This window comes from Brevibacillus brevis, from assembly GCF_900637055.1.
In the GTDB taxonomy this organism is placed as follows: Bacteria; Bacillota; Bacilli; order Brevibacillales; family Brevibacillaceae; genus Brevibacillus; species Brevibacillus brevis.
In genome coordinates, this window is the sequence record NZ_LR134338.1 from 6,379,098 (window position 1) to 6,400,473 (window position 21,376).

Consider the following 21,376-nt stretch of genomic DNA (forward strand, 5'->3'; position numbering starts at 1 on the left):
GGGATGTTACAGGAGTTTGCCAAGCGGGCCCCGGATATAAATGAAAAAGGCGACAGCCCAGGGAATATCTGACTCCCCTGGGCTGTCGCCACTTTCTTTTCTAGCCTCTTACCACTTAACTTCTTTCAAAACTTCTTCAGCCATGCTGCCAGTGGAAACCAATCCGCCACCGGAGAGGTACCAGTAGTTTGCATCGAGGTAAATGATATTGCCGTTTTTAAACGCTTTGGTGTTTTTGATCAAGTCGTTTTCGATCGTTTGTTTTGCAGAAGTGGAAGCGTCTTGGTTCTTATTCACAACTCCGCGGTCTACAACAAACAGGTAGTCCGGATTTTTTTCCATGATATATTCAAAGGATACACTTTGACCGTGGCCTTCTACTTTGATGTCTTTGTCTACAGGAGTGATACCAAGCTCTTTGTGAATCATGCCAAAGCGAGATCCTGGACCATAAGCGCTCAACTTACCTTCGTTCACCAATACGATCAGTGCATTTTTACCGCTTGCTGTTGCTTTCTCATTCACTTGCTTGATAGACTCATCGATTTTAGCCAGCTCTTCGTCTACTTGTGCTTCTTTACCGAAGATGGTACCCAATGTCTTCATGTTCTCTTTGAAAGATTCCATGTACTTCTCGTTGTCTACGCCCATGAAGATGGTTGGAGCGATTTTGTTCAGCTCTTCATATGCAGGCTCTTGACGACCGGAGATGAAGATCACATCAGGCTTCATTGCGTTAATTTTTTCAAAGTCTGGTTCTTTCAAACCACCAACATTTGTGTACTTCGCATCTTTGAACTTTTCCAGGTACGGAGGAATGTTAGACGACTGTGCAACACCCGCTACTTCGATACCCAATTTATCCAAGGAATCCAGGACACCGTAGTCAAAAGAAACAACGGTTTTTGGATTCTTTTTCAGTTTTGCTTCACCCAATTTATGCTTGATGGTAATTTCCTCAGATGTTTGTGCAGCTTCAGGTGCTTTTGTCGCATCTGTCGCTGGTGTTGCAGGTGCAGCGCTATTTGAGCCGCATGCAGCTGTAAATACTGCCATCAGTACTGCCATAAACAGCACGAGTAGTTTTTTGTTCACTTCTCTCACCTCTATATAGAATTTAAAAAGATATATAAAATTATTGATAGCTTGCTGATGAAAACCCCTGCAGGCCATCAAAATTTTAACGATAGGAGGATGGATCTTACGCGAAATATACGCATATTTTGTTCTGTTCAATGTCTTCGATCTGGATATCCATGTCATAGACATCTTTTAGAGTTGGACGTGTGATGATCTCGTCTGTGGTACCCTCTTTTACGACCTTGCCGTCCTTGAGAGCGACAATATAGTCCGAATAGACAGAGGCAAAGTTAATGTCATGAATCACGATGACGACCGTTTTGCCCATTTCGTCTACCAGACGTCGCAGTACCTTCATGATCTGGACGGAATGTTTCATATCCAGATTGTTGAGCGGCTCATCCAGAAGGACATAGTCTGTATTTTGAGCGACGACCATAGCGATGTACGCACGCTGGCGTTGACCACCACTCAGCTGGTCGAGGTACTTGTGCTGAATGTCCGTAAGCTCCAAATAACGGATGGCATCATCAACATGCTTCCAATCCTCTTTTGTCAAATTCCCCTGCGAGTACGGGAAGCGACCAAAGCTGACCAGCTCGCGGATCGTCAACCGTACCGTAATGTGGTTTGATTGCTTGAGAATCGATATTTTTTTGGCCAGCTCACTGCTCTTCGTCTGTCCAATCTCCTGGCCCTCAATGAAAACCTCGCCTTGATCCTTGGTCAACAGACGACTGATCATGGACAGCAAGGTGCTCTTCCCGGCTCCATTGGGTCCGATAAAGGACGTGATTTTTCCCTTGGCAATTTTCACAGAGACATCTTCCACGACATATTTGCTACCATATTGTTTTGAGACATTCCGGACTTCTATCACGCTTTATTCTCCTTTAACAGAAGATAGATGAAGTAAACCCCACCAATAAAGTTGACAATGACACTGAGTGTTGTGGAAAAAGTGAATACGTGCTTCACAATCAACGAACCGCCAACTAGAGCAACGACACTGATTAAAGCAGAGCCTACAAGCAAATGTTTATGCTGATAAGTTTTCATAAACTGATGGGCGACATTCGCTACCAACAGTCCGAGGAAGGTAATCGGTCCGACCAAAGCTGTCGCAATGGAGACGAGGATCGCAATCACGATGAGAAATCGCTTGATGACAAAATCATAGGGAATCCCCAGATTGATCGCCTGATCCCGGCCGAGCGATAACACATCCAAATACTTGATGTAACGCCAGAAGTAAATTGCAATCGCGATGACCAACAAAAAGCTGATAATCAGCAAATCTGTTTTTACGTTGTTGAAGCTGGCGAACATCTTGTCTTGTACAACTAAAAACTCATTCGGATCGATCAACACTTGCATGAACGTGGACAAACTACTAAACAACGTGCCCAAGATCAATCCGATCAATAACAGGAAGTAGATGTTTTGCCCTTCTCTTTTAAACAGGAATTTGTAAAGCAGTCCTGCGAAAAGTACCATCCCCCCTGTTGAAATCAGGAAGTTCACATTGGCGTTCATCAAAGAGGTTGCAGAACCAAAAACAAAGATCACAAACGTCTGGATGAACATATAGAGCGAATCCAGGCCGATGATGCTAGGCGTCAAGATTCGGTTATTCGTAATTGTCTGGAAGACCATCGTGGAAAAGGCGATGATGCATCCGGTTAAAATGATGGCAAGGATTTCTTTGGTCCGCCGAGGAAGGACGTAATCCCAGTTGCCACTGGCGTTAATCGTCATGAATATGGCTATTAAAGCAATGGCCACAATCGACAGGGCACCTATCTTCGCTTTCATTGTTCATATGCCTTTCTTCTCATGAGTAAGTACACGAATATCCCGCTGCCTATGACCCCAACCATCAAGCCGATGGAAATCTCGTACGGGAAGATGATGAGGCGTCCCAGGATATCACAGGCCAGTACAAACACCGCGCCAAGCAAAGCGGTATGAGACAAGCTTTTCTTCAGGTTGTCTCCCAGGTACAGCGTAACCAGATTCGGAATAATGAGCCCCAAAAACGGAATCGCACCTACCGTGAGAATCACAACCGATGTCACACAAGCAACGATGATCAGTCCGATATTGACGACCTGCTTGTAATTCAACCCGAGGTTGATAGCAAACTCCTCACCCATTCCGGCAATCGTGAACTTGTTCGCGTACAAGTAGGCGATAATCACCAGCGGAATGCTTATGTACAAAAGCTCGTAGCTGCCTTTCATAATGGTAGAGAAATCTCCATGCAACCAAGCAGACATGTTTTGCATCAAATCGTGTTTATAAGCGAAAAACGTCGTAATGGAACCGACGATATTTCCAAACATCAATCCCACCAACGGGATAAAAATGGAGTCCTTGAATTTGATTCGGTCAAGGATCTTCATAAAGATAAATGTTCCCAAGAGAGAAAAAGCAAAAGCAACGAGCAGTTTTACCCATGGACCGGCATCGACGAATACCAAGAGAGAGATCAAAATTCCAAAGCGAACGGAATCCTCTGTCCCCGCAGTCGTGGGAGAAACAAACTTGTTTCGGGTCAGCTGCTGCATGATCAAGCCGACGATACTCATGCTTATCCCTGCGATGATGATACTGATTAATCGCGGAATCCGGCTGATCCACAGCACTTGCACTTTGTCATCCGTGAGATTGAACAGATCCCATGGCGATATATTTTTGACACCTATAAAAAGTGAAACGAACGAGAGCAAAATAAGTGCTACAACCAAATATCTCTTTTTCATCGCGTCCCTACTCTTCTTACGTTTTCCTGGAGTTCTGTCACGTATTGACCCGAGTAATTATATAGAGAATAATTCTCACCATTATCATTAATAAAGAGATTCATTCTCAATTAGAACTACCTTTGTTATATTAGCACTTCTTTATCGGAAGGGAAAGCTTTTTTTCATTAGTCGGCTAATTTTTTCCTCAACCTGTCAAAATACGGACAAGAACAAGAAAACCGCCAGGGAAAAAACCCTGACGGTCTTGATTTATTTGGATGTGTACGAGCCTTTTATGTTTTGAACGGATCGCTCTCCGTTCCCATCATTCTCAATCAGCACATTTCCTTCGACGGTATCAATGACGATATCGCCGCTCTGGTCCGATATCGTCATGTCACCTTTATGCTTCCTGATATCCATATCACCGGACTGATCGTGAATCTCTACATTTCCACCCGTATTTTCCATGGCGATATCACCTGAATCGTCTTCGATCAGTTTGAGGGCTGACGCGTCCTTGATTCTGATGTCACCGGACTGGTCACGAATCTCTACCTCTCCGCCCGTATTCGTCAATCGAATATCACCGGAGTCATCCTCAATCGTGAGCTTTCCTGTTAGATCCGTCATGTCAATATCTCCTGATCCATCGGTAAGGGCTATCAGGAGCTGTGCAGGAACTGTTACGGTTAGCGTCATATCCACATAATTAAAACCGATATCCGTGTTCGTTTCGGATCGTAGTATTGCGGTATTCCCATCCTTCTCGAGTGTAATGATGATATCTTCGGGTTTGACATTTTTCGATTTGATATTTGCATCTACATGAATTACGGTTGCTTTTTCATCACCTTTGACAATCAAATCGCCTGAATCCGTCACAATATTCAACGCCTCGATGGACTCCGCAGGTAATTCAAGCTGTCTCTTTTCTTCTTCGATCTTGATCACGTTATCGCTGATCGTGCATCCAGCCAAGCCGATTCCCACAGCGATTAGACCTACTCCTATCCACTGTTTCATTTGTTTCATCCGTTTCCCCTCGATATTGGTTATTTTTACAAGATAAGTTCTATAACATCATAGCAAAACAGCGTAGAAGACAAATCAGGCTACAGGGTTGTTCTCTCGTCAGTCCGCAGACGGATATTCTTCTTGGTGATTGGTGAACACAAAGCAAACGCACCCAGTTACATTACGAGCTGGAATTCGTTTGTTTTTTCGTATGTTCGACTGTACTTTTTATGATCAAATGATTGCTACATTTTTCCTATCAGTGTTATGGTAAAAGTAGACAATTCACTTACAAAGAATAACTAACCGTTTCGAAACAGGAGGTTTTATGGCTCGTATACTGATAGCAGACGACTCCCTTGTAGTACGAGATTACATGAAAATCATTTTGGAACGGGCGGGCCATCAAATCATTGCAGAAGCAACGAATGGATTGGACGCCTATCAAATGTATACGGCCCACCTCCCCGACGTGGTGACGATGGATATCAATATGCCAGGAATGAATGGCATAGAGACCGTCAAAAAAATCATCGACACCTTCCCCGACGCCAACATCATTATGGTCAGCACCAACGGATTAAAGCCGCTCGTTTTTGAGGCAATCAACGCTGGAGCGCGCGATTATATTCTAAAACCGATCGATGAAGAACGACTTTTGGCTTCCATTACGAATTCGCTTTAGTCGATCAAACAAAAAACTGAGGCACTGTCGCCTCAGTTTTTTCTATGGGTCTAGCGAATTTCTTCCAACGGGATTCGGAAGGTAAAATGGGTGCCTTCTCCTTTTTGGGTATGAACCTGAAGGGTTCCTCCCAACTGGTCAACCTCTTGTTTGACAATGGACAGGCCAATTCCTCTGCCCGATACGAGACTCGCATGTTCCTGTACCGTGACATGCTCAGCCAATGCCAACTTTAGTTTTTCCATATCGCCGCCCCGCCCATCATCACGAATCGTGACGCACAGGGAAGTATCCTCTTGCCAAATGCGGCATTGAATCTTGCCGCTGCGTTCTTTTCCGCATGCCAATCGTTCTTGCTCTTCTTCCATTCCATGATCGATCGCATTGTTGAATACGTGAACCAGGCTCCTCGCAAAATTCTCGAATCGCTCTGGATCGACCAATACTTCTTCTGCGTCCCATTCGACCCGATCGATGGTCTTGTTCAGACGGATGGCAAGCTCACTTACATAGTCTTCATACCGGGACAACATGTCCTTTATTGGACGGTAGCGAAGCTTGCGGATGCGGTGGAGCAGCTCCTGCTGAGCCTCCCCCTGTACCAGACTGGTGATCTCATGCTCGAAGCTTTCCCATCGCTCTTTTGTAATGGTGTACACATGCTCGTTATGATCCAGGAACCCGATCCCGAGCTTGTGCTGTATGATTGACAAATCCTGTTGCATCGCAGCTTGAACCTCTGCGAACGACTGCTCGGCGCGCATCCCCTCATCGGATAGGCGCTCTTCGGACTTTGCCCATTGAATCAACCACGACTCCAAATCATGCAGCTTTTGCGGTGTATGAATCAAATGTAATTGGCTGAAGTCACCTTTAAACTGATGAATCTGAGCGATCAATTTGAATAGTTTCTCGGTTTCTGCAATCTCTTCTCTCAGAACCTGCTTCCACCCATCCTCAAAAAAAGCGTCAAAAGCTCGCAGTACCTTTTGGAAGAGCGGGAGACTAATCGCCACAGTTACGACCATATTCAACCTTTGCCATTCTCGCTCCATCTTAGATTCGAGCGCCCGCTGCTCACTCATATCGGTCAGGATCAGCATCAAGCCCTCTGGCGAATCGCGCCGATCTTCATAAATCGGCTTACATGCCAGCTTCAACGGAATTTGATTGATTTGGATCTCCGTAGGAAATAGACTGAGATACAGCTCTTTTTGCCCTTGGTCTTTTGCTTCAAAATACTTTTCCAAAAGGGATACAATAAACACGCCATCCTCTGGACGATCCGGGTATAGTAGCTCTGCGACCGATACCCCAGCCAGTTCTCTGCCAAAAATCCGGAGACATTCCCGACTGTATTCGGAGTGGACCAGCAGGTTTTTGGAAAAGGAAAGGAAGCCTTGTCCCGCATTGTTTAACAAATTTTTATTCGCCTGCAAAAGTGCCTGTATCTCATTGGTACGCTCTGTCACAATCTTTTCCAAGGATTGATTCCATTGCTCCAATTGATGATACAGTCTCGCATTTTCAATAAAGATCGCAATTTGCGAGAAGATCAGTCTGAGCGGCTCTGAGCGTTTTTCGTTGAACACATGTGTCGTCTCGTTGTTCTCCAAATAAATGACACCGATCATTTTTCCTTGCTGCCATAGCGGGGAGCATAGAATTGATTTCGGCTTGTGCTTCGCAATGTACGTATCGCGGAAAAAGACTCCTTCAACTGAAGCGTTGTGGAGCACCAGCATCTCTTCTGTACGAATGGTGTAATTCACGACAGCGACAGAGAGCATCCCGCTATGCTCATACGGGACAGACTGCATGATCTCCACGTCCAAATCGACAGAGCCTGCCGCTTCGATGAGCCAGTCACCATCTTTTTTCAGCAGGAGGATTCCTTTCTCTGCACCTGCATTGCTCATCACCGTGCGCAGCATCGTCGCCAACAGCATTTCCAGGCGGAGCTCGCTGGCAATCGTTTGCGACGCCTTGATGACACTCATTAAATCGACGAGGTCTGCTGTCTGGTCAGTCGTGGCAATCTCGGCGGAAGCTCCCAAGCTTCTTACCCGTTGCAAAAGATAAGGGTGCCGTTCCTCAATCTCTCGTGCCTTGGCGACCGCTCCCCAAAGCATGTAAACCTCGTGCGCCTCAGTCATGTATACCTTCGCAATCGTTTCGAGCCCGAGTGCCAAGTAATGCCGGGCAGCCAATTCATTTGCCAGCGCCTCGTTTTGCAAGAAAACATCTTTTTTGGCGAGTTGAACCGCCTGTTCATAAAAAGGACCTGCTTCTTGTTTTTTCTCTGTGACACGCAGCCACTCGGCATGCATCAGCAACCACTTGTGCTGAAAATTTTCCGGGCATTCCTTTGCCCACGTCTTCATCTTTTTGATATTTGCTCTGATTTTTTTCCCATACTTCGATTTTTCCTGTCGGTTAGCGTTCTCATAGAGCCCCGTCAATGCCAGGGTTTGCATAAAAACTTGCTGGCTGACAAGAACTTGTCCGCTGACTGAATCCATCCATTGCTCAGCTTCAGCCAGCAGCTCGGCAGCCTCCAGGTAGTTCCCGTACATGAGATGAACCATCGATTTATAGTAGTGGTACATGTACCGTTTGTAGCTGTTTCCTTCTTTTTGCAGGTTGCTTACATATGCCGCTTCGTCAAAGCCATCATGGCAAAACGCCGTTCGTTCATCGTCCGTCCACCGTGTAAAAGTATGCAGCGCCTGGCGCAATAACAAGAGCCGATCATCGTGATCAACGACCTTGATTTGTTGAATCATATCGCTGTATTCCTCGATTTGCTGCTCCAATTCTTCCACTGGTACACCGCAATAGAGCATGGCCTCCAAAAGACCATGGGCATTGTAGGCAGCATAAATGTTGCCTCCACCGTCCAAGCCGAGCTGAATCGCTTTTTTCAGGAGAGGGATATTCGTCCGCGCATGCTCGCACCAGTGATTGATCAGTAGGGCAAACGCGCCATACGCCTTCGTCATGGCGATCGGATCGGCGAAGCTGTCTGCTACACGGCAAGCCAATTGTCCAAATTCGTAAGCCTCTCGATACTTTCCGAATTGAGCAGCTTGTACGATCCCGTAACCGGTATAACCGTTCGCCGAGGCGACCGCGTTTCCGTGCACGAGTGACAGATGAAGGGCACGCAAAATCGTTAAAGCAAACCAATTGAGATTGACATAGTAAGCAGATGGCCCAGCGTAGCTGATGATGCTCATCGCCATCTGATAATTTTCATCGGGAACATCCGGCAAATACAGCAGCTCATCTATTTTTCTGCCTTTGAGGTGGCGTTTGATATGAAACATTTCCTTCACGATATCGAGCTTGCCAGGCTTTTTGGGAATCGGTACGCCCAATAACCCCAAGGCTTCGCTTGCGATCTCCATGACACGCGGAAATTCAGCCAGTCGCGTATACATGCGAATTTCCATTTCCAAAATGCGTACTCGTTCCCGGTCTGTTTTGGCATGCTGCATCCCGCGTTCAAACAATTGTTTTGCCTCATCCAATTGGTTACAGAGGTACGTCGTCTCCGCAGACAACGCACACAGCTCCATGGTCAGATCATGATTGCGCTGCCAGCCCTCTTCCCCCACCAGCTCGAGGCCGCGTTGGAAATACTGCAAGGCCGACTCAAATGCCGCAGAGGATTTCGCTTTTTGTCCGGCGAGCAAATGACAGTGTGCTACATGCATGCGCTCCGCCTGATCCTCCAGTATCTCTTTGCCCCGATACATATGATCGCAAATTTCAAACAGGAAGCCAGATTCGCTTCCTTGGGACATTTCCCACATTATCCTGCCCAGCTTGACATGAATCTGTCCGCGTTCTGCCTCTGCTAACAACGAATAAGCGGCCTGTTGAATTCGATCATGCACAAAGCGGAAACGAATCCTCATCTGAGACGCCACTTCTTCTTCCACGAGTGCAGCGTATGTCAGATATTCCGCTCCTTCGATCGGATAGATGAGACCTTCCTCAATCGCAGGCCATATATGCTGGATGGCTTCGGACTCCGTTTGATTTCGTGACGTGGCTATCAAATGAAGCAAAAACGAGTTGCCCAGACAAGCAGCAAAAGCGAGCTGCTGCTGAGTAGAATCAGGCAATCTTCTCATTTTTTCTACAAGAAATTCGGCCACATTTTCCGTTGTACCCAGCTTCTCAATTTCGGCCAAATCCCATTGCCAGTTCCTCTCTTCTCTCACATACCACAACAAGTTCCGATCATACAGCGTCTTAATGAATTCTCTTACATAAAACGGATTCCCAGCTGTTTTTTGCATGATAATCGCAACCAGCGGCTTCGTCATGTCCGGATCACTATGCAATGTATCCGCTACTAACGCATTGAATTCGTGTTCGCGAAGCGGCAATAACGTGAATTGGCGCAAAATACGGCTCTTGATGCCTGTCTCGGTCAAAATGGCAATCAACGGATTCATCATACTGCCATCATGCTCACGATACGCGCAAATCAACAGAAAATGACTAATATGCATATCTGCAACCAACTCTCGGATCAGGAAAAGCGAAGAAGAATCCGCCCACTGCAAATCATCCAGAAACAAGACGAGTGGATGGTCTGGTCGTGCCCAAATCCGAATAAAGCGTTGCATCACCCATTGAAAGCGATTTTTTGCTTCTGCTGCAGGCAGCTCAGGTATGGCAGGCTGTTTGCCGATCACTGCCTCAAGCTGTGGAATGACATCCACGATCACTTGACCAAGTCCTTGCATGGCGTCGAGTATCATCTCTCGCCAAGCGAGCAATTCACGTTCGTGACCTGCCAATAACTGCTTGATCAAATCCTGAAAGATTTGAATGATAGCTGAATAAGGTACGGCTTGATTATATTGGTCGAACTTTCCTGATACAAAACGTCCCCGGCCTCTCAAAAACGCTTTTTGCGCTTCCAGCACGAGAGCAGATTTACCCACGCCTGGAGAGCCACTGAGGAGAACCATCCTCGTAGCGCCGTTTGTGACTTGCTCAAATGCATCGATGAGCATCTGGATTTCCTGCTCACGTCCATACAGTCTCTCTGGAATCCGCAAGTGATCAGCACGGTCTTCTAAAGCGAGCGGAAACGGCGTGATCAAACCGTTTTGTTCAAGCTGGTCATAGCAACGCTGCAGGTCTGCCAGTAAGCCAGACATGCTAAAGTAGCGATCCTCTGTATTTTTTGACAGACACTTCATCACAATGTCCGATAGCATCTCTGGAACGGATGGTTTTACACTGGAGGGAGCGAGCGGCTTTCTCGCCATATGAGCATGTATGAGTTCAAGCATGTCCGAAGTTAAAAAGGGCAGCTTTCCAGTCAATAACTCGTAGAGCGTGACACCAAAAGAATAAATATCAGAGCGGTAATCGACGGTGCGATTCATTCTCCCCGTCTGCTCCGGCGAGACGTAGCGAAGGTTCCCCTTCCACTCTTTTGGATTCATCACACTTTGGTATTCTTGGTGGCATTTCGACGCCAAGCCAAAGCTACCAAGCTTTACCTCATAGGTTTCAGGATGAACCAGAATATGATCGGGATTTACATCCTTATGGATGATTCCGTGCTGATGGATTTCCTTCAAGCAGGAAGCCATGCGGACCGCAATGAAGAGCATCTCCTTCAATGACAGTCCTTTCATTTTCATCAGCAAGGAGAGCGGCACTCCCCCGAAATCTTCCGTAATCATTACCGTCTCACGGTTGTGATTAACGAGTTCGATGATCGTTTCCACTGCACGGGATTCCAATGATTGAAGAATGCGATATTCATGCTTCAGTTTCCACAGAGATTCCTTATGGGAAGGTCCTTCCATCGGTACTTTGAATAAGACAGGGAGATTGTCGTTATTTCTGTAACCCCGATATATTCCCATTTTTGAATGAGTGGAAAGAAACTCTGCCACCCTATAACCTGGAACCACGATCATGCCGCTCATACTATCCACTCCATCTTTAGGTAGAACATCCTATCTTTTTAATTGTTGCCCCGGAACAAATAATCTATATTTAATCTATATTCTGTCTTAATATAATCTCTTTTTACTATTTTTCAAGGAGGTATAGTTTTGTCAAATCTAAGTCGCAGTGTAAGTAACCCGCATAATCATGAAGTGGTTACCTTTTTGAAGACAACGGAAGAAACGAATGGCGAATATTTGTTATTCCGTACCGATCTTCCACCTGATAACGGGATTTTTCTACACTATCATACAAAACTTGTCGAAACCTTTGAAGGTGTAATTGGAAATTTAGAGGTAACCATTGATGGAAAAAAAGTAATCCTGAAGCCGGGAGAGAAGCTAAACATACCAACAGACAAGGTTCATGGGTTCCACAATCCCTCTAACGAATTCGTCAGCTTCCATGTCGAAATCCGTCCGGCTGGTACTTTTGAAGCGTTTGTCCGCTGTGGATACGGGCTCGATACAGACGGGCGCAGCTTTTACTTGCCGATTCTCAAGCAATATATCCCGAAAAATATTCTCCTCTTGGGAACGATCTTTGAGATGGGGCAGTTTTACCTCCCAATCATTCCGCGTTTCCTGCAAAAAGGCATGTTCGCTGTGTTCGCTGCACTAGCTCGTTGGACAGGCTCAGATAAATCACTAGAAAAATACTACAAACCCTCTCCAGCTACACCAGTCACTCATACCGAATTCGAGCAAACAGCGCAAAAGACGTTGCAAGGATAAAATGAGAAAGACACCATAGGGATTACTCCAGCTCGGTGTCCTCCACGCTTCTTATATCCACATATTCCAACCTGGATTTGTTGTTTTAACGTGTAAGATCGTGTAACTACTTCACCGTATCAGAGCGTGAAGCTGCTCTTGCACGTTGTCTTGGCACATGCCTCCATGATAACAAATGATACTATTAATTTCCAAGTTATCGAATTTTTTTAATGAGTTTACTGCCATTTCCATATCGAGAGTGGTTTGCGGAATCGGTCCTCGTAGTGCTTCGTTCATGTACACCATTGCATCGCCTGCTATCAATGTCTTGCTATCTTGTACATAAAGGCTGATATGCCCCGGCGTATGTCCGGGAGTATGAATGATGCGAATTCCCCCACAATACGGCAGAATCTCTGTGTCTGCCAGTGTCTTGTGCACCATTGCCTTTGGCGGATTTTCGCAAAGCCATTGCAAGTGCTCGCGTTCCTTTTCAGGCAACATCGCAAGTAAAGGGGCCATGCTTTGGGGGTTTGCTTTGAGGAGAGGGCGTGTGCCTTCAATGTACGGCTGATCTAGCTCATGCGCGTATATTTCAACCTGTCCGCCAAGCTCACGAACGATTTCTGGAAGACTGCCGATATGATCAAGGTCCTGATGTGTCAAAATGATCGCTTGTAAACGCTCAGGTGGTATGCCAGCGCGGCTCATCTCCTGACGAATGGTCTCCCATGAACCAGGCATTCCTGTATCTACCAAAACTGCTCGGTCATCATCCCAAAGCAAGGTGGGATAGATCACCATCGGCTTGCCAAATGCCTCTCCTTGCAACGGAATCATTTTCACACCTGCGTTTGCTTTCATATCCTATTCCTCCTCACACCATTTCATCGCACAACTACTTTTTTATCACGGAGTGAGGAGTCATTTCAACAACAAAATATTTAATTATATCACAAATAAAAATATTTGTCAATGCGTTTTTATGACGTCTTCTTGTACAACAAAAACACCGGAATTACGCGGTCGCTCCTACCAGAGCAGACCGCGTTGGCGTTTTTATCCTCTTAGGGTGTAGTTGTCTGAACAGGCTGACTACCCGTGGATGCATCTTGGCTGCGCTCCCCCAGAACGCCACGGACAGGTTGGATGTCAGGCTCGTCCACCATCAACCGATAAACCGGTACGAACACAGCCGGTGGGCGGATCGGTTCAGGCTTCGTTTCAGGTGGCTGCACGTGTGTACTCGTACCTCCCCAAACCATATAGCCTCCCCACGCTCCGGCACCTAGCAAGACAACTGCGCTGGATATCACCGTTGCTTTGTGCCGAAACAGCTTCACAAACGGATTGGCTGTTTCGCTGCGTACCTCGTCCAAAAGCTTGCGAAAATCAGCATTTCGAATCGCATACCACCGTTTTCGCCATTCTTTATCCCGCAATCTCTTGCCTTTCTCCTCAAGGAAAAAGGCCTTCAATGCTTTTCTGTATGCAGGCAGCAAATACTTCCCTTCGAAAAACATCCGCTGGCCCATCGTCCATTGGATAAAGGACAGTGTAACGGCTTCCCCGCCATTTTGCTGAACATACTCCAGCAATTCTGCAAACTGGAAGCCTTCCTGACCAAAATGATCTTCCCGGTAAAAGACCAGCGGCACCTGCGGGAACTCGTCAGCCTGGAGCGGTTTGCTCAACATATTCTGGATCATTCTTTGCTGCACGGAAATCGCTTCCCGATCCCATTTTCGGAAAAACTCTGCCGGATGTGGCGTGCTTCTCTCTTCATGCAGCTTCGCCAGATTCATGAGCATTTCTTGCTTGTGGCGACTCTCCATATCCAGCGTTCCGAAAAAGCTCTGTGGCTTCTCCTCCAAGAGGGCGATGAGCACTTGGAAATCATCCTTGGATAGCGTGTCTAGCGCGACGAGCTTCATCAAGGACTTGTCCAGCTCATCCAACAGCTCATCGGCATAGCTGCGCGCCCCATCGATGTTTTCAAAGAATTGGTGGATGGTAATGGCCGCAGCGAGCTTTTGACGTTCACGCGTAAATAGACGCAGAACTTTCTCCGTCGTAGTAGAAATAAAAACAACATTGCGCATGGCTTGCGGTTCTGTTTCCGTCCAAAACCGGATTTCCTTTAACATCTGATCCAAGCTGGTCACGGCGGCTACCCGCTCGGTCATATAATCCTCAAAGAGCGGCTTCACCAATTGTGGATAGCCGAAAATCGTCCGCATCATGAAGCCAAACAGCTCCCGATTGCTCGACAAATGCTTGTACACCTCTGCCACGTAGCTGCTCTGTCTCGAGGTCTTGGCCTTCATCAACACGTCCATCAAGAAGCGGATCAAATCCATTTGCAGACGTTCCTGCCTGGTGACACGGTAGGATTCGATTATTTGCTTGAGCGTCTCGCTGTCAGGCAGCTGTTTGGACGAAAGCGCCTCTACCTCGATCCGCATCAGCATTTCCTGAAGCTCGATCAGCCGTTTCTTGCGCGTCAAGCTACTGTGTCCCAAATAGCTGTTCAACGCCTGCCAAACGCCCGCCCGCTTGCTCTGATACACGGACGTTCGTCCCTTTTCAATCAAATACAGTGCGCACAGCTCATAGTACGTGCGAATGTTCAAGGCCAGTGCATGGTCTGCTCCAGCCAGCACTTCCTCACAAAATTCGTGGAACGCATCCAGAATCCGTGGCTCATTCACATACTCCCAAGCAAAGTCGAGGTATTCGTGTCCTCCGTCCTGCAAATCGACGTTCTGAACGCGACCAAGGGAGAAGTCGAACAAAAAGTCTTTGTCGCTGTGCCCCCCGCCTGGGCGTATGCTTCCTTTTTCCACGAACGTGACGTGGATATGCTTCTTGCTCTGCGGCTCGTTGCTAAACGTGAGAAAACCAAAATGTCTGCGCATCTCATAAGGCAGACAACTGTACAAAATCTCCAACATTTGAGCAGCACTCTTGGATGAGGCACTAATATCCACATCCAGGCTGATGAACACCTTCTTTTTCGCTGCGAGCGAGGACATCACCGCAAAAAGAAGCTGTTTGAATAAACGCTCATCGATGCCCAATTGCCCAAGCAGCTGTTTTCGGTCTTGCGACAAGCCTTTTTCTGAAGGGATGTCATCGACGGCAGGAAGCTCCTTGCCCGCTGCATCGTCGTGGCGATCTGCAAAAGTGCGCACTCCGAAGATCTTGCCCGGGTTCTTGATAAACTCGTCCCGGCGCTCTACCGGAATGACATAGTTGTGGCTGAAAAACGTATTGCGCTGCCCAGTAAAGTCCGCCCCGACAAATACACTTCTGCCGAGAACCATCTCTCCTGATTCGGCTTGGAAGCTGACAAGGGCCTCCGGAAAGAGCGCCAGGTTGCTTTCCGCCCGCTCTTGAAGCTGTCGCGGCGCGTCATACACGCAAAACGGATGGAGTGCCTTTTTTATGAATTGGTTATCCAGCCCTGGCGTTTTGGCGACAGTATCGTATCCTTCGTTCGAACGGAAAACCCCTTGTCGCCCGCGGGTGTAGTACTGCTGCAAAATGGGCTGACGGTTGCTCACTACCGCTCCCTCCCCTCGATGTAATCAAGCTGGTGCATCAACCAAATAAACGGTTCATCGACGCGAATCGGTGTCACGACACCACTCACCCTTTGATTGACTGGATTGCTCCCCAGCGCAGATACAGCGAAATAGGCCGTATTCGTAAAGTAAACATCCAACGCGTCTTTAAATGGTCTGTCCACCTTTTCGATGAATCGGCGGATTTCCCCATCGATGTTCTCGAATTCAGTCGTATTTAAATATTGTTCATGGACGAAATTGCGGAAAACATTGCTGTTGGACTTGATGTATTCGCCGTCGTCTTCCTTGATCAGATGCAGCATGTCGCTCTTCGTCAACACGACAGCAGTCGGAATATGTGTCTTGCTCTGCTCCTGATAGCCGATGAAGTTCTCAAACAGCGTAATAACGACCTCACGCGGCTCGTCGTACCTTGCCGTGAATTCCCCTGGCTCATCCCCTGCTTGCAGCATGACCCGATCGCGAATTGTCTTGATTTGCAGCGGATCGACCAGGAACAGGATGCCAGACGAGTTTTTCACATGCGCCGCATACAGCTCCAAATACTCGCGGTCGACCATTCCCTCGCCTGCTACGTCGAAAAACACCAGGATCAACGGTGCCTTATCGCTATCCTTGAAAATGAACTGGAAGATGAACGGCTCCTGACGCTTTTCTTTTTGCGTGGAATCAAGCAGCTGTCCGCGTTCAAACAAGGGTGCCTCGTAGTTCTCACGGAACTTGCGGCTAATCTGCGCATTGAGCGGCATACACGCTGCATCGAAGTGATTCGCAGTCGTGTTCTGCAAGGTATGAATCAATGAGGTCATGTAAACGGACTTACCGACCTGGGACGCCCCGACAATGGAAATAATGTTGCTCGGCGCTTTACCTGCCGTAATCGGCAGCTCGTTGTGGCATTTCGGGCACAGTCTGCGCTTGGAAACCATGCCATACCGGTCGGTCACACCTGCGAGGACGTTATCGACGTACAAATGGTTTTCCGACGGGATGGATTCCGGGTCAATCACCGCTTCCAGCTCGTCGATGGCATCCAGTCCAAATTTATCCCGATACGCATTGAGAATCTCATCCTCCTGCAACGCGTAATCTTCGTCATCCTGGCGATGATGTGTGGCACGGAAGACAACTTCGTCCGGTCCGTATTTGGCGAAGCAGTACGGGCAGACAATATCGTAAAAAGGAAGCCGTTCCTTGACCTGCGGCTTCTTTTCAAACATGTTTTTCAAAAACGACAGCATGGCGCATCCCCTCCTATTCAGGAATCAGTTCGTACATTTCTCCGTATTTTTTCCCGTCCGTAAAAAACAGGCGGACGACGTCTTTTTTTCTGACCTCGATCTCCGGCATCAGATTGACACCGGGCTCGAGATCGCGAATGAAATTGTATCGGGTTCCATCATCCTTGTGGGCGGGAGGAGAGCCTTCTTTTTTTACGTAGCAGAGTACGTCCCGCGCGATCGGAATCTCTGAAAAAATGCGAATCTGCAACGATTGATGCTTGCTGAACCAGCTTCCGCCCCGTTTGAACGAGTAGTAGATTTTGGCCTTTCCTGTGCTGACATGGATCACATGGGCATCGCCGTCTGGCATGAGCAGAATTGGCTTGCCATTTTCCAATCGGCAAGGAAAGATGCGGTATGTGTATCGGCCGATGCCGTCTGTTTTTTCCCGCAGCCCTTTGTGGACTTTGTATTCCTCTCGGGTGTACAGCTTGAACTGACGATCATCCAGCTCGTTTACGTCAAAAGGGGCGCCAAACTGCGTCTTGTGCACGTACACGCACGGAATATCCTGCGCCCAATGCCAATTGAGCACGTATTCGCTCCCTTGATGCTGGCAGGTGACGTCCTTGATGAAGGTGTCTGTTGTTTCCTCCCGATTAATCATGATTCATCATGCTCCCTTTACAGATCAAACCGCTTGCTGCTCTGGTTCCCGGCGTCCAAGGCACGGGGGCTTTGTCTGGTGTTCAGTCTGCGCTTTGCAAAAGACGATCCGTCACTCGTGGAAGCTGGCACAAAGAGAGTGAACAATGTCAGGATGACGGCGAGCAAAGAACACGCCAGCAAACGTACCACCATATCGAGCAAATCGATTGACGACAGACCCATTTCCAAAACAAGTCCAGCTAACAATCCTGATACTGCCCCGCCAATCGTGAAGCTTTTGGCCAGATGGCGATTGTCAAAAACCAGACCCAGCGCCAAGCCGAGCAAAGCACCGATGATCAGAACACTGACCACACGGGTGATGGCGTAAAACATGCTTTCTTCTGTCGCTCCTGTCCGCTCGGAAACAATATTGCGGTCTGTTCGGCTCATATCGTAAATCTGGCCAAAGATTCCTGTCATTTGGTCCGCGTGTTCGACATTGAAGTAGCTGCCGCCAGTCTCAGCAGCGATCTTTTGAAGCAGCGCCGTTCCGTCTGCATCGATTTGGCTCATGCCTACCGTATGGACAATCACTTGGTTTTGCTTGTAGGGCGCAAGTGCGGCAGGGACATCCAGATCACTATAGCCGTCTGACATCAGCACGACGGTACTGTTCGCCATTTGATTGGCTTGCAGCTGGTCCAGCCCCGCTTGCAGTGCCAGGTCGATCCGGGTGCCTCCATCCGTTCGCGGATATTGGAGCAGCTTCTTCACAACCTCATCCTTCGCAGACTGGCTACTCAGCTCAGTGAGGGGTTGCAGCACATTCGTTTGATCGTGAAACGTAACCACCGCTATGTTCATGTCACTGTCCATGCGCTGCACCAAGTCGGCGGCTGCTTTGAACAATTGGTTATCCGGATCAGACGACTGCATGCTGCCTGACGTATCCAGAACCATAATAATATTGTTGGCCCCGCTGGCCTGTTGAAACGATGACCCGTACAGCAGCTGAAGCAACAACGCCACTACGCCCACCATCAAAAACGTGCTGGGCACGAGCATTTTCCAGGAAAAGCCCAGATAGCGCTGCTTCCAGCCGATTCCATTCAGTCGTGGCGAGATCATTTCCGCAATGAGGCACATCAGTCCTACGAAAAAGGCATATTGACCAAAATAAAGTCCCATTAACAACCATTGCGGTATTTCTCCGGACAGCTTGCCGAGCATGACTTCCCCGACCAAAAATCCGATCACGCCACCTACCAGACTACACACTAGCATGAGTAAGCTTACCCTTCTCTGACTCATGACGACTCATCTCCTTCTACACGGCGAAAGACAAACCCGCTGTCCTCATAGGAAGCATGGTATTTCTTGTTATTGCGGTAAAACATCAACTCTTCCATGCCGAATCCACCCATCAGGTTCATTTTTTCTATCCCGCTTTTTTGTTCCTCGTGGATGCAGCCCAGCTTGTAAGTTCGTGTGCTCTCATCCTTGTGCAGCGCATACTGGACGAAGTCGTTGTGAATATCGGCAAAGAAGTACTTCTCTTCATAACGATGCTTTTGCAAGAAATGGAACACTTCGATGTGAACCGCTGCCCGCTCTTCCAGCACCAATGCCAGATCGAGGAACAAATCCTCCTTCGTCAGCACGGTTCGGTTATCGTAAGCAGCCCCGACGTTGGCACGCGCAAGCAGCTCCGCCTCAAAAGATAAAGCAAATGGCGCACGGGTGAGAATCTCGTTCCGGCAAAACTGACACAGCCTCTCCACGAGTCCGGCGAGTCGATTCCCGCTGAGCAGAGCGCCGCTGCCAATATACCGTTGTTCCATGTAAAAATCACTGCCGCGTGAAGCTTCCAATGACCGGATCGTTTCATGGACGACAGATTCGTAATATTCGTCTACGTTTTTGCCCAAGTAGTCAGTCGCTTCTCGAACGCTCGTCTGGGCGATTTCCCGCAGTTGCTTATGCAAGGCTTCCAGCTGCTCGACTTGCTCACCTAACTGCCGGTGAATCTGCTCTGCCTGTTTCTCATAGCTCACAAGGATGGAGAGCATCATCTCCCAATCCAGCAGCTCCAGCTTTTTGCCATAAACAGCGTCCAGCAAATGGCGAATGAAGGTCCGCACACGCTCCTTATCCCGTGTGAAAAACCCTCCTACGCGAATGTCCTGCCGATCCACCCGCTCTTGGTAGAGATCGACCAGCTCGGCTTTCATCTTTTCAACCTGTCGAGATGTCTCGCGAATGCCAGTGCGCAGCTCATCCAGCAGGTTTGCTCCATTGGCATGTTCGGCAGTGAGATAGTAAGCCGCATACAGCCCAAGCCGTTCATCCTCGATGACGGCTTTCTGAATCAAATCAGCCAGGGACTCCTGAGACAGCATGTGCTCCAGACGTTTACGCGCCCCGGAAACGACATTCGCCTCAAAAAAGGCTTGGCTGCTGCCGTCAAACAAAGCCAGCTCCGCTTCGCGCATATTCATACTGCAAAGCTCGCTGTAGCTGATGCCAGAGGTCATGAGCCCCGTCATTTCCTCCAGAATATGATCCTCAGGGAGAATGCCAGCCAGTTTTCGCTGCAAATCATGCGCAGTCAATCCGAGCTTTTCTCTCGCTTTTGTCTTCGGCAAAACCTCGCCGTCCTGGAGTCGCTCCCAATAGCGGTCAAATACTGCGGACAGCACCGTCAGCGCAATTGCATGAGTCGGTCGCTTCACTTTGGATAGACCAGCAGACGCGAACTTGGTCTGCCCGTGGTCAACCGTGATGCTGCGCATAAATTGCAGCTTGTTATAGCCGTCGTTGCTTTCATGGAACTCCGACTCTACCTTTTTGTTGTTCAAAAGCACCAGCTTGCTGATCAGCTCGTAATTTTCCTGCATGCCGCCTTCGATAAACAAGCCGTGCTCTGTCTTGTCACTCAATAGGTACGCCAGCGAAAATAACGGTGCGTTCACATGCTCCACAGGCAGTTTCACAAGATCCTCTGTTACCAAGAGATTCGCCCGATAGCTGTAGTCGCTCCGCTGATAGCGATTGACCTCTTCCAAAAAGCTGACCGAGAGCGCTGTCGAGAACCCGAATGCTTCCCCGTTGTTCTTTTCCTGTAGCAGAACGTACAGATCAACTGATACGTTTTTAAACAGCTCGTTGAGGTAGCCCTTGAGAAGCAGCGTCAGCTCTGGCAAAAGGATCGTGGCAGGGTCATCCGCCCTTGCCACGACAGCAATATTGACTTGCTGAAAAGCAGTGAACAACTTGCCCATTTCCGCTACCCGCACGCTTGCCAGCTTCATCACCTTGTTCAGTTCCATGGTGACAGCTTCATCGAGTAAAAAACGCTCGTGGATCGAGGTACGCATCTTTTTCTTGTCGGCATCTGCCTGCGGCAAGCGGCAGCCGATTACTTGCGGATGCTCCCACGTTTTGTTCTGATACGCATGGACATAAAGAACACCGTGACCATTTTGCCAGTTGCGCTCATTGTGGGCACGAACAGCTCGCAGTGCCTCTACGCTCTTATCCCCGAGAAAGAGGAAGAGTACGGGGTTTTGAATGCTTCGCTGTCCGTTTCCGCTATCCAGTTGTCTTTCCAATTCCGTAACGTATTGGGTCGCGAACTCTCCAATCAAATCCCTCATGCGTCCTCCTCGGTTATTAAACG

Annotated in this window: 14 protein-coding genes; 2 read left to right on the forward strand and 12 right to left on the reverse strand. The window is 48.1% G+C overall.

Annotated features, from left to right (window positions below):
• Window positions 1-108: 108 nt before the first annotated feature.
• The 5 genes from EL268_RS30920 to EL268_RS30940 all read right to left on the reverse strand — a co-directional run bounded on the left by EL268_RS30920 (window position 109) and on the right by EL268_RS30940 (window position 4,862).
• Window positions 109-1,095 carry a siderophore ABC transporter substrate-binding protein gene (locus tag EL268_RS30920; RefSeq protein WP_106654969.1) on the reverse strand — a complete coding sequence of 329 codons (987 nt, stop codon included), beginning with the start codon at window positions 1,093-1,095 and terminating at the stop codon, window positions 109-111.
• 106 nt (window positions 1,096-1,201) lie between these two features.
• Entirely contained in the window at window positions 1,202-1,960 is a 759-nt protein-coding gene (locus tag EL268_RS30925; protein ID WP_106654970.1) for an iron ABC transporter ATP-binding protein, read from the reverse strand.
• Window positions 1,957-2,895: an iron chelate uptake ABC transporter family permease subunit gene (locus tag EL268_RS30930; protein WP_106654971.1), complete on the reverse strand. Its 939-nt coding sequence runs from the start codon at window positions 2,893-2,895 to the stop codon at window positions 1,957-1,959. Before EL268_RS30930 ends, EL268_RS30925 begins: the two co-directional genes overlap by 4 nt.
• Window positions 2,892-3,845 (reverse strand): ABC transporter permease, encoded by a 954-nt coding sequence (locus tag EL268_RS30935; RefSeq protein ID WP_106654972.1) that lies wholly within the window; start codon window positions 3,843-3,845, stop codon window positions 2,892-2,894. Before EL268_RS30935 ends, EL268_RS30930 begins: the two co-directional genes overlap by 4 nt.
• A gap of 252 nt (window positions 3,846-4,097) precedes the next feature.
• Complete coding sequence (locus EL268_RS30940) at window positions 4,098-4,862, reverse strand: DUF4097 family beta strand repeat-containing protein (protein ID WP_106654973.1); 765 nt, start codon at window positions 4,860-4,862, stop codon at window positions 4,098-4,100.
• Between the two features lie 310 nt (window positions 4,863-5,172).
• On the opposite strand from EL268_RS30940, the gene EL268_RS30945 reads away from it, so the two are divergent.
• Window positions 5,173-5,529, forward strand: coding sequence for a response regulator (locus tag EL268_RS30945; RefSeq protein WP_106654974.1), 357 nt, complete (start codon window positions 5,173-5,175; stop codon window positions 5,527-5,529).
• 50 nt (window positions 5,530-5,579) lie between these two features.
• Here the strand turns inward: EL268_RS30945 and EL268_RS30950 are convergent, their stop codons facing one another.
• On the reverse strand, window positions 5,580-11,495 hold the full coding sequence (locus tag EL268_RS30950) for an AAA family ATPase (protein WP_106654975.1): 5,916 nt from the start codon (window positions 11,493-11,495) through the stop codon (window positions 5,580-5,582).
• A gap of 129 nt (window positions 11,496-11,624) precedes the next feature.
• Here EL268_RS30950 and EL268_RS30955 point away from each other — a divergent pair, with 129 nt between their 5' ends.
• Window positions 11,625-12,251, forward strand: a complete 627-nt coding sequence (locus EL268_RS30955; RefSeq protein WP_106654976.1) for a cupin domain-containing protein — start codon at window positions 11,625-11,627, stop codon at window positions 12,249-12,251.
• A gap of 111 nt (window positions 12,252-12,362) precedes the next feature.
• On the opposite strand, the gene EL268_RS30960 is transcribed toward EL268_RS30955, so the two are convergent.
• From EL268_RS30960 to EL268_RS30985, 6 genes are all read right to left on the reverse strand, one after another.
• Window positions 12,363-13,097: an MBL fold metallo-hydrolase gene (locus EL268_RS30960; protein ID WP_106654977.1), complete on the reverse strand. Its 735-nt coding sequence runs from the start codon at window positions 13,095-13,097 to the stop codon at window positions 12,363-12,365.
• A 203-nt stretch (window positions 13,098-13,300) separates the two neighbouring features.
• Window positions 13,301-15,799 (reverse strand): GAP1-N2 domain-containing protein, encoded by a 2,499-nt coding sequence (locus EL268_RS30965; protein WP_106654978.1) that lies wholly within the window; start codon window positions 15,797-15,799, stop codon window positions 13,301-13,303.
• Window positions 15,799-17,064 (reverse strand): TRAFAC clade GTPase domain-containing protein, encoded by a 1,266-nt coding sequence (locus EL268_RS30970; RefSeq protein ID WP_106654980.1) that lies wholly within the window; start codon window positions 17,062-17,064, stop codon window positions 15,799-15,801. The genes EL268_RS30965 and EL268_RS30970 overlap by 1 nt, the downstream gene beginning before the upstream one ends.
• Before the next feature lie 13 nt (window positions 17,065-17,077).
• Complete coding sequence (locus EL268_RS30975) at window positions 17,078-17,713, reverse strand: beta-mannanase (RefSeq protein ID WP_106654981.1); 636 nt, start codon at window positions 17,711-17,713, stop codon at window positions 17,078-17,080.
• 17 nt (window positions 17,714-17,730) lie between these two features.
• Window positions 17,731-19,008 (reverse strand): vWA domain-containing protein, encoded by a 1,278-nt coding sequence (locus EL268_RS30980; protein ID WP_106654982.1) that lies wholly within the window; start codon window positions 19,006-19,008, stop codon window positions 17,731-17,733.
• Entirely contained in the window at window positions 19,005-21,353 is a 2,349-nt protein-coding gene (locus tag EL268_RS30985; protein WP_106654983.1) for a hypothetical protein, read from the reverse strand. Before EL268_RS30985 ends, EL268_RS30980 begins: the two co-directional genes overlap by 4 nt.
• Window positions 21,354-21,376: the final 23 nt, after the last annotated feature.